Annotated in this window: 15 protein-coding genes and 1 pseudogene; 6 read left to right on the forward strand and 10 right to left on the reverse strand. The window is 45.9% G+C overall.

Going from position 1 to position 13,177, the window contains the following annotated elements; translation table 11 throughout:
- Nucleotides 1-49: 49 nt before the first annotated feature.
- From ADH66_RS20095 to ADH66_RS12775, 4 genes are all read right to left on the reverse strand, one after another.
- Entirely contained in the window at nucleotides 50-199 is a 150-nt protein-coding gene (locus ADH66_RS20095; RefSeq protein WP_157130686.1) for a hypothetical protein, read from the reverse strand.
- Nucleotides 196-588 carry a recombinase family protein gene (locus tag ADH66_RS12760; RefSeq protein WP_066540030.1) on the reverse strand — a complete coding sequence of 131 codons (393 nt, stop codon included), beginning with the start codon at nucleotides 586-588 and terminating at the stop codon, nucleotides 196-198. Before ADH66_RS12760 ends, ADH66_RS20095 begins: the two co-directional genes overlap by 4 nt.
- Nucleotides 589-1,070: 482 nt before the next feature.
- Nucleotides 1,071-1,490 carry an RNA polymerase sigma factor gene (locus tag ADH66_RS12770; RefSeq protein ID WP_066540027.1) on the reverse strand — a complete coding sequence of 140 codons (420 nt, stop codon included), beginning with the start codon at nucleotides 1,488-1,490 and terminating at the stop codon, nucleotides 1,071-1,073.
- An 831-nt stretch (nucleotides 1,491-2,321) separates the two neighbouring features.
- Entirely contained in the window at nucleotides 2,322-2,804 is a 483-nt protein-coding gene (locus tag ADH66_RS12775) for an SLOG family protein (protein WP_330397558.1), read from the reverse strand.
- 111 nt (nucleotides 2,805-2,915) lie between these two features.
- On the opposite strand from ADH66_RS12775, the gene ADH66_RS12780 reads away from it, so the two are divergent.
- Nucleotides 2,916-3,158, forward strand: coding sequence for a helix-turn-helix domain-containing protein (locus ADH66_RS12780; RefSeq protein WP_066540024.1), 243 nt, complete (start codon nucleotides 2,916-2,918; stop codon nucleotides 3,156-3,158).
- 164 nt (nucleotides 3,159-3,322) lie between these two features.
- Nucleotides 3,323-3,619 carry a helix-turn-helix domain-containing protein gene (locus ADH66_RS12785; RefSeq protein WP_066540021.1) on the forward strand — a complete coding sequence of 99 codons (297 nt, stop codon included), beginning with the start codon at nucleotides 3,323-3,325 and terminating at the stop codon, nucleotides 3,617-3,619.
- 33 nt (nucleotides 3,620-3,652) lie between these two features.
- On the opposite strand, the gene ADH66_RS12790 is transcribed toward ADH66_RS12785, so the two are convergent.
- From ADH66_RS12790 to ADH66_RS12800, 3 genes and pseudogenes are all read right to left on the reverse strand, one after another.
- Entirely contained in the window at nucleotides 3,653-3,904 is a 252-nt protein-coding gene (locus ADH66_RS12790) for a hypothetical protein (protein ID WP_066540018.1), read from the reverse strand.
- Nucleotides 3,882-4,343 carry a hypothetical protein gene (locus ADH66_RS12795; protein WP_066540014.1) on the reverse strand — a complete coding sequence of 154 codons (462 nt, stop codon included), beginning with the start codon at nucleotides 4,341-4,343 and terminating at the stop codon, nucleotides 3,882-3,884. Before ADH66_RS12795 ends, ADH66_RS12790 begins: the two co-directional genes overlap by 23 nt.
- Nucleotides 4,340-5,723, reverse strand: a pseudogene (locus ADH66_RS12800) (Y-family DNA polymerase). The gene ADH66_RS12795 and the pseudogene ADH66_RS12800 overlap by 4 nt, the downstream one beginning before the upstream one ends.
- A gap of 180 nt (nucleotides 5,724-5,903) precedes the next feature.
- On the opposite strand from ADH66_RS12800, the gene ADH66_RS12805 reads away from it, so the two are divergent.
- The 4 genes from ADH66_RS12805 to ADH66_RS12815 all read left to right on the forward strand — a co-directional run bounded on the left by ADH66_RS12805 (nucleotide 5,904) and on the right by ADH66_RS12815 (nucleotide 9,355).
- The gene (locus tag ADH66_RS12805; RefSeq protein WP_157130685.1) at nucleotides 5,904-6,611 is read left to right on the forward strand and encodes an FmdB family zinc ribbon protein; all 708 of its coding nucleotides are present in this window, start codon (nucleotides 5,904-5,906) and stop codon (nucleotides 6,609-6,611) included.
- A gap of 58 nt (nucleotides 6,612-6,669) precedes the next feature.
- Nucleotides 6,670-7,140 (forward strand): hypothetical protein, encoded by a 471-nt coding sequence (locus ADH66_RS21090; RefSeq protein WP_066540010.1) that lies wholly within the window; start codon nucleotides 6,670-6,672, stop codon nucleotides 7,138-7,140.
- A complete protein-coding gene (locus ADH66_RS21825; protein WP_407922928.1) occupies nucleotides 7,040-7,456 on the forward strand; it encodes an NYN domain-containing protein in 417 nt (138 codons plus the stop codon). Before ADH66_RS21090 ends, ADH66_RS21825 begins: the two co-directional genes overlap by 101 nt.
- A 303-nt stretch (nucleotides 7,457-7,759) precedes the next feature.
- The gene (locus ADH66_RS12815; protein ID WP_066540006.1) at nucleotides 7,760-9,355 is read left to right on the forward strand and encodes an RICIN domain-containing protein; all 1,596 of its coding nucleotides are present in this window, start codon (nucleotides 7,760-7,762) and stop codon (nucleotides 9,353-9,355) included.
- Nucleotides 9,356-9,524: 169 nt separating this feature from the next.
- On the opposite strand, the gene ADH66_RS20100 is transcribed toward ADH66_RS12815, so the two are convergent.
- From ADH66_RS20100 to ADH66_RS12820, 3 genes are all read right to left on the reverse strand, one after another.
- Nucleotides 9,525-9,929: a zinc-ribbon domain-containing protein gene (locus ADH66_RS20100; RefSeq protein WP_066540004.1), complete on the reverse strand. Its 405-nt coding sequence runs from the start codon at nucleotides 9,927-9,929 to the stop codon at nucleotides 9,525-9,527.
- A 19-nt stretch (nucleotides 9,930-9,948) separates the two neighbouring features.
- A complete protein-coding gene (locus ADH66_RS20105; RefSeq protein ID WP_157130684.1) occupies nucleotides 9,949-11,733 on the reverse strand; it encodes a zinc ribbon domain-containing protein in 1,785 nt (594 codons plus the stop codon).
- A gap of 267 nt (nucleotides 11,734-12,000) precedes the next feature.
- A complete protein-coding gene (locus ADH66_RS12820) occupies nucleotides 12,001-13,110 on the reverse strand; it encodes a zinc ribbon domain-containing protein (RefSeq protein ID WP_066540002.1) in 1,110 nt (369 codons plus the stop codon).
- Nucleotides 13,111-13,177 lie beyond the last annotated feature (67 nt).

Genomic DNA, 13,177 nt, shown 5'->3' on the forward strand with positions numbered 1-13,177 from the left:
GGTTACCCACACATTACCACACCGGGCCGCAAAAATCCATTCACGAATGTCACCGAATGTACTCCCTGTCAGGTCGCAGAATTTCGGCGTTGTACCTACTGGCACGGTCGGATTCCTTCTGGGTGATCACGTCTTTCTCCACAAGGTACTCAAGCGCCTTTTGCATGAGATAGAATTTGACATTATTCTGCTGATTCATAACGATAACCCTCCAATTTCCTGAGACTCCAAAGTTTCACTGGCATTTTGCAGGACAATGTCAGGGTGCGTTGAGATATTCTCCCTCACCATGCAAATCCCCTTGCCCTGCTCGGTGAGCGCTTTGCCCGTCTGGAGCAGGCTCAATATATCCCCGCCAAACCGTGTAGCGCTTATGCCCACCAGCACATCGTAGGTGTCCTGCTCTACACCGCTATGTACCAGCTCTTGCAGTTCCTTTTTGCCGCTGCCGGTGACCATAGTGGCTCCGGCCACAGTCAAATCATGCTCCGCGCAAAACCTTTCCAGTTCTGCTTTTTGCAGTGCCAGATGATCTCTGGAATCCGCGTCCCAGCCGTTTGTTACCCGGCAGTACAGCCATGCTCTCATTTTTGCTCATCCTCTCTTTTCCTTCTCTATTTCTGTTCATGACACACCGGCGGGGATAGGCATAGATCACCTATCCCTGTAGCGTCTATCATGAAAGATAGAAATCTGATTTTAGTTCATTAGCCGTATTTGCCACGCATCCCCGGCCCGGGAATGTATCGGACGAGTGCTGGCTGACACTCTCATGGTAATCTCAACCCCGCGCGGTTCTCGCCCGGCTGCCCCCATTGCGATGTCTGTGGCTGGACAGAAGTTCTCAGCCTCCTGCTGGTCATCGCCGGGATGGGTGCCGCCCATCCCTTGGGCCGTTTGGCCCGCTGGCTTGCAGTCAGGAGGTGATGTATCCGATACATTGTGTATTCGGTTGTCAATGTACGCAAGAGATACAGAGGGCGTTTCCGGGGTGAAATTATGCCTTTAGGCGACCCCGGAAAATGTCCCTCTATATATTCCGTACATTTTTGGGGCAAAAAGTGATCCTATTAAGACGTTTTTTTGAAAAACTCCCTGAGTGCGGCCTCTCCTCGCTTAATACAGCGAACGACAGCAGTGTGATCACAACCTTCTGACTGTGCAATCTCAACCTTGCTCATCCCTAAAAAATAGTAGGCGATGAGCCGTGACCGCTGTTTCTCCGGCAAAGACTGCAAACCCTTATACAACAGCTCCCTCATGCTGCGCTGCTCCAGCAGTTCTTCTGGGAGCAGCTCCTCTGCCGGGAACTCCCGAAACTCGTTCATGAGTTCCAGCGAGTACATCGCTTTGTGGCGGTATGTACGGATGCGCTGGGCATCCTCGGCACGCTTGAACTCTTGGAGAAGCTCTGCCACCTCGTCAGGGATTGAAACGATCATGTCTTGGGTATAGTGCGGATAGTACTTCCGTAGGTTGATCTCTTTCATTTTTCTCTCTCCAATCTGATTTTTTGTTGTCGTGAACCAAAATCAGATTGAAGGGGTGGGGCTCGGGCGGAATATGAGCGATGAAAGTTGACCTTACTGGATGCGCTTTCTCTCAAACCCCTGCATATTAGGACATAAAAGAACCGCAGAACTTGTCTGTTCTGCGGTTCTTTTATGTCAATTTCGTTCTCAATGCACGGACAAACGGTCAGTTTTCCCGTAACAAGGCCGTTATAAACCAGGCCCGGACATTTTCGTTGATACCCGCGCCACACTCTATAGTATATGGATTCAATAAGTGTACTACATAGTGCAAGCGTAGATCTCAATATACTCACACGACTTTATATAAAAATGTGAATATATTTTACCATAACTTGTGTGGAATGTCACGATTTTTATTATTATCAATCTCTCTGATGTATAACTAACTTATTTAATAAGTGACCTTACCGCTTGGGCGACAAATAATCCTATTCAACCCTATACTTTTTACTAAGGCAAAGAATCTGCGGAGTTTAGGGGGCATTGAAATTGCCGCAGGCCATCATCAGCTTTTTTAACTCCTGTACATAAGCAAACAACGCCCCGCCCCATCTGACATGGAAGGCCCGGCGTTCCGGGTTTTCCTGCGAGAAGGACTGTAGGCGTTGTTTGTGTATGAAGACTGGTACTCGAATGTGACAATGAAGCCCGCTCAATCCAGGTTCTCATTGCCAAGACCCATTGCAAGTGAGAACGGAGCGTGTTTCTTCCAATTATACTCGAGAATTTTTCATTGAGTTCAGGTCGTAAATTGTTTCAGAAGTCGATTTCCCCCTTTTTTCTGTGTCATACGACATTGATGATATGAAGCCCCTTATCCTGGGCATAGTGGACGGTGTAAGCTGTCCCGCCGTTATTCCTAGTCTGGTAGCAAACGCACACACTGCTGAACTTCACAAGGTGCCGGTTGCGCTCGTGCATACAGCCCCTGGTATAGTTTTCGCCGGTATAAACCACCTTGTCTGCTCTCTGCCGGATCTCCTCATACTTAGCCACATCCTCCGCTTTCCAGTCCCGGGTCTGGTCTTTGCATGGCAGGACGAGAATCAACCGCAGCTTTGGATAGTTTTTCCGAAGGCGCAGTACGGTTTCTGCTGCAAGGGTGTCAAAGCCTAAAGCTCCCCCGGTTCCATAATAGACCACGCCCCGCTCATACAACTTGATGATAGTCTGCTCCAGATTTCTTTGCACTCTTGGAAGGTCTTTTTCCGGTATCTGACGGTGGCCGGTAAAACAGCAGGTCATGTTGCGCTTTTTCATTTCTTCCATGCACTCACGTCCTTTGAATATAATTATAGGCTATGTATAGCCTAAATAGTAGCATACATAGCCTATATCTGCAACCCATTTCCGCTATGCTATAGAAAAGGAGGATGCGCTATGGATATAGTGGATGTTATCAAGGCAAGGATACTTCAACTCTGCGGCGAGAGAAATATCACCATCAACAAACTGGCAACTATGTCGGCGTTGCCGCCATCTTCTGTCAAGAACATTTTGTATGGCAAAAGCAGCGACCCCAAAATTCGGACTCTAAAAAAGCTATGTGATGGGCTTGATATGTCATTGGCAGAGTTCTTCTCTACTCCGGAGTTTGAGGCTTTGGAACAGGAAATCAAGTAATGCAGAAAGCGCCGGTTTCCCGGCGCTTTCTGCATGAAGAACAGATACGCTAATTACTGACGGGATAGTTTAATTATACCGCCAGAAGTCAAATATTACAATACTAGTATTTGTAGTTTTCTATAAAAATAGGCCATAATCATAGCTAAAGCGAGGTGTGGCCTATGTTTGCAAATCGGTTAAGCTATCTCCGGCGCGGTCAGGGTATCTCCCAAAGCCAACTGGCAGATAAGCTGGGAGTAAAGAAACAGAGCGTCAGCAATTGGGAGAATGGGAACATTATGCCCTCTGTTGACATGGTGATAAAGACTGCCGATTATTTTTCGGTCAGCGTGGATTATCTACTGGGCCGGGATAAGCCGGAGGAGAGCGGGATCTCCATCATCGACGCGACCGGCCTAACTGCGGAAGAGATTTCGCACATACAGTTTTTGGTGGATGACCTGCGGAACAGAAAATAACCGGTGCCACGCTATTTTTGGTGAAAGTTTTCGCTATGATTTCATGAGCACAAACCATTTTCCGCAGTCCTCGTAGAGATAGGTTTCCTTTCCCGTAACGACCACGGAATACCGGTTTGCTATCTCAAGGGTTGAAGTCGTTTTCACCTTGGTTACGCCCTTCACATCTTCTACATCGTAGATTGGCCCTTGTGCAAAGATAATTTGCTGGGGACGAACGCTGCCGTCGATGTGGTGGGTAGCGATCACCTCCACATACTGCTTACGTCTGGCCCGATCCGGCATAGGGCTCCACCTCCTGGTCGGCATATCCGATGGGGAAAGTTTCACTTTCTATCTCGATGATCTCTTCAATGGGAATGCAGGCAGTTGAGAGGAACAGGATGCCTGTCTGCGTATCTATGTCCTCCACCTGACCGGTTTCCCGAGTATATAAGCCTAATTCCAAATCACCGACTGCCCGCTCCAAGCGGAAATATGTGACGGCTACCTTGTCCCCGGGCTGAATCATATGCAGCTTGCCGTCGATCTCCACCTGGGCATCCTCAGAGAGCGTGATACGTGTGACCATCTGTCGTTCTGCCTGCTTTGTGAGTATGGCGAGGCTAAAGCCCCGGAGCGCGTCAAAAGGGGCATAACATTTTGCCTGTTTTTCCACCGGCATTTTCGGGTGTTTTAGTGGCGGACGCTTGATATACAGGATATCTTCATATGGGTGATTCATATAGCTTTGTGGCCTCCTATTTGTCCGTTGCGTTCCAATGTCGTGGCGCCATCCATCAGGTCGCAGCCTTTGAAGACAGCGCTTTTCCCAAACCTTTTCCGCAGCTGGAGAGTAGCCCGCACCAGGTCTATCTCCTTTTTCTCCTTGCTGAAATCGGTGAAAAATCCCATCTGTGCGGGTACTTCCGAGGCTTTGGAGAGCCGGATGGCGCTTACGCCCAAGTGCTTGGAGCATAAACTCTTATTCATGATCTTTTCAAACAGTTCCATGGCTGCGGTCATGATCCGGCTGGGACAGGCGGTTGGGCCTCCCAGCTTGGCAGTGCCGTGGGCGGATTTTGGGACGGTCTTACCGTAGTAATTGACCTTTGTGGGGCCGGAGTAAGCCCCATCAGCGGTTTCATGCCAGTCATAGCTGATGTACATGGTGAGGCCATCGGCTGCCATGTCGCTGTCTATCAGGCGGTCGATCAACTGCTCCGTCATTTCCCGGATCACCACACGGGTTTTCTCGTAGTTGTAGCCACATTTCAATACCTGCCCCTCATTGAATGACTTCGTAGCGGACTGGTAGTGCTTGATGTGCCACATCGTCACGGGATCTTCTCCCCATGCCCTACTGATCAGCAGTTCCGCATCCACGCCGAACTCCCGGAAGAACAGATCCTCGCCGGTCAAGCTCAGGCGGGCAATATCACCCATGGTATGGATCCCCCACTTTGCCAGCCTCGCGGCAGTTCCTTCGCCTATCATCCAGAAGTCTGTCAGCGGTTCATGGGGCCAAAGTTTCTCTCGGAAACTTTGCTCATCCAACTCGGCAATGCGGACTCCCTCCTTGTCGGCGGGAATGTGCTTGGCGACTATGTCCATCGCCACCTTCGCAAGATAGGGGTTCGTACCTATCCCAGCCGTGGCAGTGATACCTACAGTGGCCAGCACGTCCCGCACCATAGTCATGGCAAGCTCATGGGCAGTCATTTTGTAGTAGGAGAGATATGGCGCGGCGTCAATGAAGACTTCGTCTACTGAATATTGAAAAATATCAGTTGCAGATACATATTTCAAATATACGCCGTAAATTTCTGTGGAAACATCCAGATAACGCTGCATCCGTGGTGGGGCAATGATGAAGTGTATCTCCTTCCCGGTCTGCCGATTGATGGCCTCCAACCGCTGTTTGACCTCGAACAGCCGCGCCCGGCCTGATATCTTGTAGGCTTTGAGCGATGGCGACACGGCAAGGCAGATGGTTCCGTCTGTGCGGCTTTTGTCCGCGACTACCAGGTTGGTGGTCAGCGGCTCGAGGCCGCGGTCAACGCATTCTACGCTGGCATAGAAACGACTTTAGGTCTATGCAGATGTATTGACCCATGTTGACCATCCCCTTTCAGCAATCGAACATATTTTCTATAACATATTATAGTTCGATTCTTGTTCGATTGCAAGGGGTATTTTCTGGAAATCTGTTTTGACACAGGATGTTGGGGAGAGTTGGCAAAATGTCACTAGCGTTACAGAGTGTCATGCTGGTGTGACTATGCGTGTATTGACAGTAACAGGCATGGACATCTATAATGGAAACAGAAAAAGAGAGGAGAACGGAAACATGGGATTATTTGCCTGCAATGCCTGTCGCTATTTTTTTGAAGCGGATGCTCTGCCCGATACCTGTCCAAATTGTCATTTGGACAGTGTTCTTGGCTCAACAGATTCCGGCAGGAGAGTGTCCTTTCCGGCAGTAAGGGCCGCGACTGAGGCTGAAGTTAAAGCCTATGAAGAAGTTGGGAAAGCTGCCCAGGAGGAAAGGGATTTTCTTGAATGGCTAGACAGCCTTTCATCCTATGATTTGTCAAACGACGAGTACCATGTAGCGCTGATGCTCCTGCACAGTTTCAGAACAACGCCTGACCTCTATACCAAGCATTTTACAAATGATCTGCTCCCAGCCAAGAAAGGCGGCATAGAGGGATGGAACGCGCAGGCGATGGCCCGCATTTTGTACATAGACGTCAAGAAATCCTTCACATCTAAGATAAACCAGGAGCGTCAGAATGCAGGTACAAATGATATTGTGAAGGTCGCGGCGCAAACGCCGCCTGATTCAGCAGCCAACGTCCTGCGGAGGTTCCGGCAGAATGAGATAACCAAGATTTTCCGTGACCCGCAAAACCTGGGCGATATCCGGCGAGTGGATTTGGAGAAGGTTGTTCTGGAGCCCAGTGATGGGTATCTACGTTTTTTAACTGAATGGTATAATTCAATGGCATAGTTCATCCCCCTTTACTCCGGTCGAAAAACCGTGTATAATAGAGTAAAGGGGGTTGTGAATGTTTTGGCGTAAAAGTACAGATGAAGCCGTGGCGTTTGTAGACTATGAATATTGGTACGTTTCAATGAGGGAACTTTACCAAATCCAGCCGGATCTGGACAGCTGGTGCGCACAGCTGCGGGAGAGGTATCAGGTGGAGAGCATACGGTTCTTTGTCAATTTTCTTGACCGTAATCTGTCGGGAGAGGTGGCCCGTATCCGGGAGGTCAGCAACGATATTATTGAAACAAACTGTGATAACGCCGGTCTGTTCATGAAGGATATGTCGGACGTTATCATGCTGGACGCTATCTACCGGGCCGCAGCCGAAAGGCGCTTCCCCGAAGACCTTCGTGCTGTTTACCGGGGACAGACACTTCCAGCCAGTGGTGCGGTATCTTGTTCAGGAGCTTGGCAAGCGGGTGGAGCTCTATGGCATACGGAGTACCGCCAGCCGGGCGCTGCGGGATGCTGTCACCGAAACCTTTGAGATTCCCGAAGAGGATCAGCAGTTGGTTGAGTGTTTCCAGTACACAGTTGCGGACTTTAATCGCATTGCACTGAATCATGATAACCCTTTTGCGACTTATCAGAGTCTTGTGACCAGAGTGTCCCGTAACAGCGGCCTACCAAAGGAGCGCATTGAGATGGCAGTCACCGAGATGGTAAACCGTGGGTATATTACCAGGAAAAAGCACAGGGTAGCCTATGACAAGCCCATGATAAACGTGTTGATTCCTGAGTGGGACGAACTGATCGCGGCGGGATTACAGATAATAGCACTTATCAGAAGAAAGGACAGTTAAGCGGGTAACACTGCTTAACTGTCTTTTCATTTCTTTTTGTTGCCTATGGTAAAAATGTTTTTACAGAGAATAGAATATTAAGTTGTATAATGCAAGCAAACCAAGTGAGATATAACGATCCTAGCGAAAAGTGCTATTTGTAAAATCCATCTTACAAGCTCTGGAATAGGATCGTGTATACTATGTGGTAGAAAGAAGCCATAACATCTCTTTTTGAAGGGGGGTCTTAATGCAATAGCGGACTTGCTTTTTGGAGGCAGACAATCCATTCAATAATCTATATTCAAAAAAGGAGAGGTAAGTATGCGTAAAGTTATTTCCATGATGCTCAGCATAATAATCGCTGTTAGCTGCTTAATGGTGCTGACCATCCCTGCATCCGCAGCAAGCTACTACATCCGATATCCGGCCAATGGAGATTATGTCATCGTTCCGGAAGCAAATCAGAATTTTGCGGTTGATGTCAGCGGCGGCGGTGCAGCCCCTTCAAAGACTTCTATTGGCTTATGGGAGCGCAATGGTGCTGAATCACAGGTTTTCACACTTCAGCGGGTTGGGAACTGGTATAAGATTATCTACAAACGCACTGGTCAAGTCTTAAACGTGCAAAACGGAAGTGCAAAGAATGACACACGCCTTTGGACATACCCGTTTGATAACACAGACGCCTGCTTTTTCCGCTTTGCTCAGATCGGCTCGTCCTATCTGATTCAAAGCAAAGTTCAGCCACAAAATTACCTGATCGACCTGGATAACGCCAGATGCTTTAATGGCTCTATCATTCACCTTTGGAGCGCGCATGATAACCTTAGTGCCAGATGGAAGCTAGTTCCTGTTGCAAAAGAATATTTTCCACGGTATGACGGCCCCTCCGGTTCTCTGATAACAGCCATGAACAAGATTGATGGCAACAGCAGTTACAGCTACCGCAGTAAAATTGCGTCAGCAAACGGTATTAGTAACTATTCAGGAACATCTTCACAAAATACGCAGATTTTGAATCTTCTGAAGCAGGGTAAGCTCAGAAGGCCCGAATATCCTATTTCAAAGCCTAACCCTACACCCACACCTAAACCGGCGCCCTTACAACCATCTTCTTCGGATTGTTTCCCAAAATACAATGGTTCGGGTTCTCTGGTAAGTGCCCTAAAAAGCTTGGGAATCGATTCAAGCTACTCATATCGGAGCCAGATAGCCTCTGCGAATGGAATCAGCGGATACTGCGGGTCATATAGCCAGAATATCACCATGCTGAACCTGCTGAAACAAGGTAAACTTAGAAAACCCGGGCAGGGAAATAACGGAACATCTGGTGGGATCATTACAAATTCCTCTTATAACGTAGAAGTTAGCAACCGTGCGAAAGAAACCACCCCACACTACATGAATACGCAAGGGAACCGAAGTGCGGCAGCTCTCAATACGGTGATAGACCAATTTAATGTAACATCGAATAGAAGGTATAAGGTTGATTCATATACCTACTGCAACATCTTCGCGTGGGATTGTACGCGAGCGCTGGGAGCGGAAATTCCTCACTGGGTCAAGGACAACAAGCCAGTATCCTCCTATACAATCGGTGCAAAAGAGCTCAATGCAAACGCTACATATAACTGGTTGAATAACTACGGCAGCGTCTATGGATGGCGCAAAGTGAATGCATCCCAGGCTCAGGATAGGGCTAACTCAGGATATCCAACAGTAGCATTATGGAAAAACACCTCCGGAGGTTCCGGGCATATCGCAATGATAAGGCCAGAGGGAAACGGATATGTGTATTCAAATGCCAGAGGCCCTGTGATCGCGCAGGCCGGCGGTTCTAATTACAATTATGCCAACGTATCCACTGGGTTTGGTTCCTCCAAAATGTCAAGTATTGCCTATTGGACCCATGACTGACACCACACTTTGGACTATGTGTGGGCTATATAGTAAATGAGTCGCAAAACTTCTGATGTAGGCATTGTTGATTAATCTTTTAATAAGATAAAAACAAATCAGTCTGACACAAGCATAAAATCCTTGTGCCGGACTGATTTATTCTCTCTTTTCATCCTCGCTTTAATCGTTAATCCACGATATCGTGGTAGCATTCATCACAGACAAACGTCATCATTCCCAAGGCGTTTTCATAATGCTTTGTTGCTCTTGCGTCACACCATGCGCAGTTATGACGGCAGTCTGCGCAAACATAAGACTTAGAACCGTCTTTCATCGTAAAAGCCTTTGTCGGAGTTTTCTGGCACCAATCACATGGCTCATTGGACGTGGTCGCCAATGTATATCCTCCGTATAGTATCATGACGAACAGCACAATACCTATTAAAATTCTAGGTATCCATTTTCTTCCGTGTTCTGCTTTTCTCTTTTCCACTTTTATCTCCAGATCTGAAACGATAGGAGCTCCGCAATTACCGCATACCTTATCGTTTTCATCTACCGGGTTGCCACAGTTTCCGCAGAACTTTGCCATATGTATCCCCCTTAACTATTTAAGATAAAATTTCAAATAATGAACGCGGGATTGGAAAGCCATCATTTACTTTATTATCAATAGCCCACTCATTCTCGAAATCCCAATTCATGAAAGTGTCAAATTTATTTAAGTCAGATTTAGAGGATACGGAAATCACCTGATTTGTAAATAGAGAAATCTCCTTTGCATTAGACCCTATAGCTTGGTCAGAGCCAGATGTGACGAAATAGCAGTCTGTTACTGACGCTTCAATCTCATTATTCCCATCAGTTAAAATGTTACAGATTAGTCCATTCACTTCTACATCTTCTGATTTCTCCCCATCTTCCACGCTTATTTTACCACTAGTGTAGCAATTTCTAATGGTTATATTGCCAGTGTCATTTTCTCCTCGACCTACGCTAAATGCAATTCCTCCAAAAGATATCCGATCATTATTGTTACAAATACCTGAAATATCGCCATTGCTCCCGCAACTTACAATATTTCCTGAACACGAACCAGCAATTCCACCAGCAACAGAATTGATAGCTCTATTGTCATCATTTATGACTTCAAAAAATGAAATGTTTGTATTACTTATACAGTTGCTAATATTTTTGCCTGTGCCACATATTCCCCCGGCTCTATTGTAAGTAACTGTATCACTTGCTACACCATATATATCTATATCACATTCGCTGTAACAATTTGAAATATTACAATCACCGGAAAAAGATCCCCCCAAAATTCCTCCAATCTCACTTCTTAAAGCATGCATCACATGAATCTCAACATTTTTTGCCGAACAACTCAATACATTACAATTATCCTCACAAAATCCACATATACTTCCAACCAGTTCCTGTACACCCAGTTTTCCTGTGTCACTTTGTATAAAGATATCTTCAGAGTAACAGTTCGAGATTGTGTTATCCTGCAACCATGCAACAACGGCACCAGCACTCACTGAATAGTTCCATATAGATCCGCATGCCACACTCGTATTTGTTATATTACCAGTAACAAATCCAAAGAGTCCTGTAGAACCCATTGGGCAGAACATCCCCCAAACCGTATATCCTGCACCATCAAAGTTTCCAGCAAATGGGGCTTTTACTAATTCTGCTTCAGCGTTGCCATCTTGATCCCATGAATAACTTCTTTCTCCAATTGATTCCCAGGTATTTTTCCATATAGGACTTGTATTGCTTGCGTCCCTTGTGTTAGCTTCCGGTGTTTTCCCAAAATCCCACCCGTTTATATCGTTTAGCATAATATCTGACGTCAAAACAAAATAAAAGCCGGCAAAGTCTATTCCTGAATTTGTATCCTGTGCTAATTTTGCTAGTTGTCCACCATTAGCAATTTGGTAAGGATTCTCCACGGAGCCATCACCCCCATCAAAACTTTCCGCAACAGAGCCGTCCCATACATCCAACTCCTTTATAGCTTTTTTGGCTCTTCCCTCCAAGGTTTCATTCTTTGCTGCCGGGATGGGAGTAGGCTCCCCATCCGGTGTACTTGAATTTGCGGCTATCTGCTGGGCAGTACTTGAGGATGGAGCACTGCTTGTTGAGGACGTGCTAGGCCCTGGTGTAGTCCCTGACGCTACTTTTATAAGTACCACGGCTAATACTATCACCGCAAGTAAGGCACCCCCTATTACTGCGGCTTTTTTTCCATTTATAGCATTGCTAGCTGTTCTGCTCTGAGCTGTCGGCGGAACCGCTTCATTTACAGCAACATGAGTCCCACAGTTTCCGCACACCTCATCGTTTTCTCCCAATGGCTTGCCGCAATTCCCACAAAACTTGGCCATCACATATATCCCCTTTTTAATAATTATGTATTGAAATGCAGAAAAGAAACGATATCTTCCTCTTGTTCCTTTCCAGTGGCAATGGCCAGGGACGGCAAAACGTCCACTGGCTCACTGATAATCATCCCGCGCACTTATTGATCAATTTATCGACAAAGGAAATCGCAATTTTCCCTTGATTCAACGTTTTGATTCCCAAAGCAAGCAAGAGAATCTTTTCGAGCAAAAGGTGATTCTTGAATAGAGGGCTGGGCAGTTCAGATTCATTTAATATATAGGCTGATTATCGCTGCCATCAAATTTCATCTTATAAATTTTGTAGTCATGGTCTTGGTTTTCATAAAAGAGCCACTCACCGATGATATTCAGGTTGCTGCTCCTATCACCATTTAATGCTATTTCGTTACCGTTTTTCTTATCTATGCGATATATTGTTTGTGTATCGGATGCGACATAGAAAATGTAATCCTTCGATACATTTAAGCCGCCGTTAACTTTTGCATCATAAAATATTGTCTCATTCGATCCATCTAAATTTGCAGAACAAACAGTGTGATACTCATTTGTGTAATACATCTTATCGCCTGAAAAGACGATATAGTCAGGACAATAGTCAAAAACTAAAATTGGATCTTTTCCGTTTTTGCTCATTCGCCAGGTTCCATAATTCTTATTGGGTTGGTTATTAACAGAATCAAATCCGCTAATCACATATAGGTACTCTCCTTGTAAAAGTATGGCAGTGGGGTTAATATCAGAAAGTTTTGTCCCGTTTTTTGTGTTTCTCATGTCGCAAGAATACACGCCTGCATCTTCATAATTGGACGAACCGGTAACATAAAACTTAGAACCGTCTGACTGAATACAGTTTTCTGTAAATACGCTAAATCCTACATCTTTTCCTGCCTTTCCGTTTAGCATGTAATATCCAGGAAAAGTATAATAAAATAACTTGTTGTTGATACAAAACATGTGGTCTGGATGGATCTCACTCGAAACAATAGATTGTTTTGCTCCATCTTGTGAACGCATTTTACACAATCCATTATTATTGAAATATATCCATTCTCCATCACTTGCAACCAGGGCGCTGTTTTGTGAATTATTTGCTAACATCTGAATTTCTTCTTCTGACATGATTTTGGGGTTATCTGAGAATCCCCTAATAATAAGTATCACGGCGATAACCGCTATGACAACAATACCTACTCTTACTGTCTTACTAGTTCTGATCGTTGGAACAGTAGGTTTGACCGTTTCTGTTACTTCACTCTTAGCAGCGCTTGTGGGTGTACTAACGCAAGGTACTCCACAGTTTCCACAAACCTTCGCGTCATCCTCTAATTCAACTCCGCAGTTACCACAAAACTTAGACATATTAACTGTTCTCCTTTACTTTTGTTGTTATGGTTTTATGTACAATTTGATTGAGAATGAGATTTGA

The sequence above is a fragment of the Acutalibacter muris genome (genome assembly GCF_002201475.1).
GTDB lineage: Bacteria > Bacillota > Clostridia > Oscillospirales > Acutalibacteraceae > Acutalibacter > Acutalibacter muris.

What these genes read in the sequence shown, in the direction of transcription:
- ADH66_RS20095 (WP_157130686.1), bottom strand. Translation starts at nt 199, where the DNA reads ATGAATCAGCAGAATAATGTCAAATTCTATCTCATGCAAAAGGCGCTT.
- ADH66_RS12760 (WP_066540030.1), bottom strand. Translation starts at nt 588, where the DNA reads ATGAGAGCATGGCTGTACTGCCGGGTAACAAACGGCTGGGACGCGGAT.
- ADH66_RS12770 (WP_066540027.1), bottom strand. Translation starts at nt 1,490, where the DNA reads ATGAAAGAGATCAACCTACGGAAGTACTATCCGCACTATACCCAAGAC.
- ADH66_RS12775 (WP_330397558.1), bottom strand. Translation starts at nt 2,804, where the DNA reads ATGGAAGAAATGAAAAAGCGCAACATGACCTGCTGTTTTACCGGCCAC.
- ADH66_RS12780 (WP_066540024.1), top strand. Translation starts at nt 2,916, where the DNA reads ATGGATATAGTGGATGTTATCAAGGCAAGGATACTTCAACTCTGCGGC.
- ADH66_RS12785 (WP_066540021.1), top strand. Translation starts at nt 3,323, where the DNA reads ATGTTTGCAAATCGGTTAAGCTATCTCCGGCGCGGTCAGGGTATCTCC.
- ADH66_RS12790 (WP_066540018.1), bottom strand. Translation starts at nt 3,904, where the DNA reads ATGCCGGATCGGGCCAGACGTAAGCAGTATGTGGAGGTGATCGCTACC.
- ADH66_RS12795 (WP_066540014.1), bottom strand. Translation starts at nt 4,343, where the DNA reads ATGAATCACCCATATGAAGATATCCTGTATATCAAGCGTCCGCCACTA.
- ADH66_RS12805 (WP_157130685.1), top strand. Translation starts at nt 5,904, where the DNA reads ATGGACATCTATAATGGAAACAGAAAAAGAGAGGAGAACGGAAACATG.
- ADH66_RS21090 (WP_066540010.1), top strand. Translation starts at nt 6,670, where the DNA reads ATGTTTTGGCGTAAAAGTACAGATGAAGCCGTGGCGTTTGTAGACTAT.
- ADH66_RS12815 (WP_066540006.1), top strand. Translation starts at nt 7,760, where the DNA reads ATGCGTAAAGTTATTTCCATGATGCTCAGCATAATAATCGCTGTTAGC.
- ADH66_RS20100 (WP_066540004.1), bottom strand. Translation starts at nt 9,929, where the DNA reads ATGGCAAAGTTCTGCGGAAACTGTGGCAACCCGGTAGATGAAAACGAT.
- ADH66_RS20105 (WP_157130684.1), bottom strand. Translation starts at nt 11,733, where the DNA reads ATGGCCAAGTTTTGTGGGAATTGCGGCAAGCCATTGGGAGAAAACGAT.
- ADH66_RS12820 (WP_066540002.1), bottom strand. Translation starts at nt 13,110, where the DNA reads ATGTCTAAGTTTTGTGGTAACTGCGGAGTTGAATTAGAGGATGACGCG.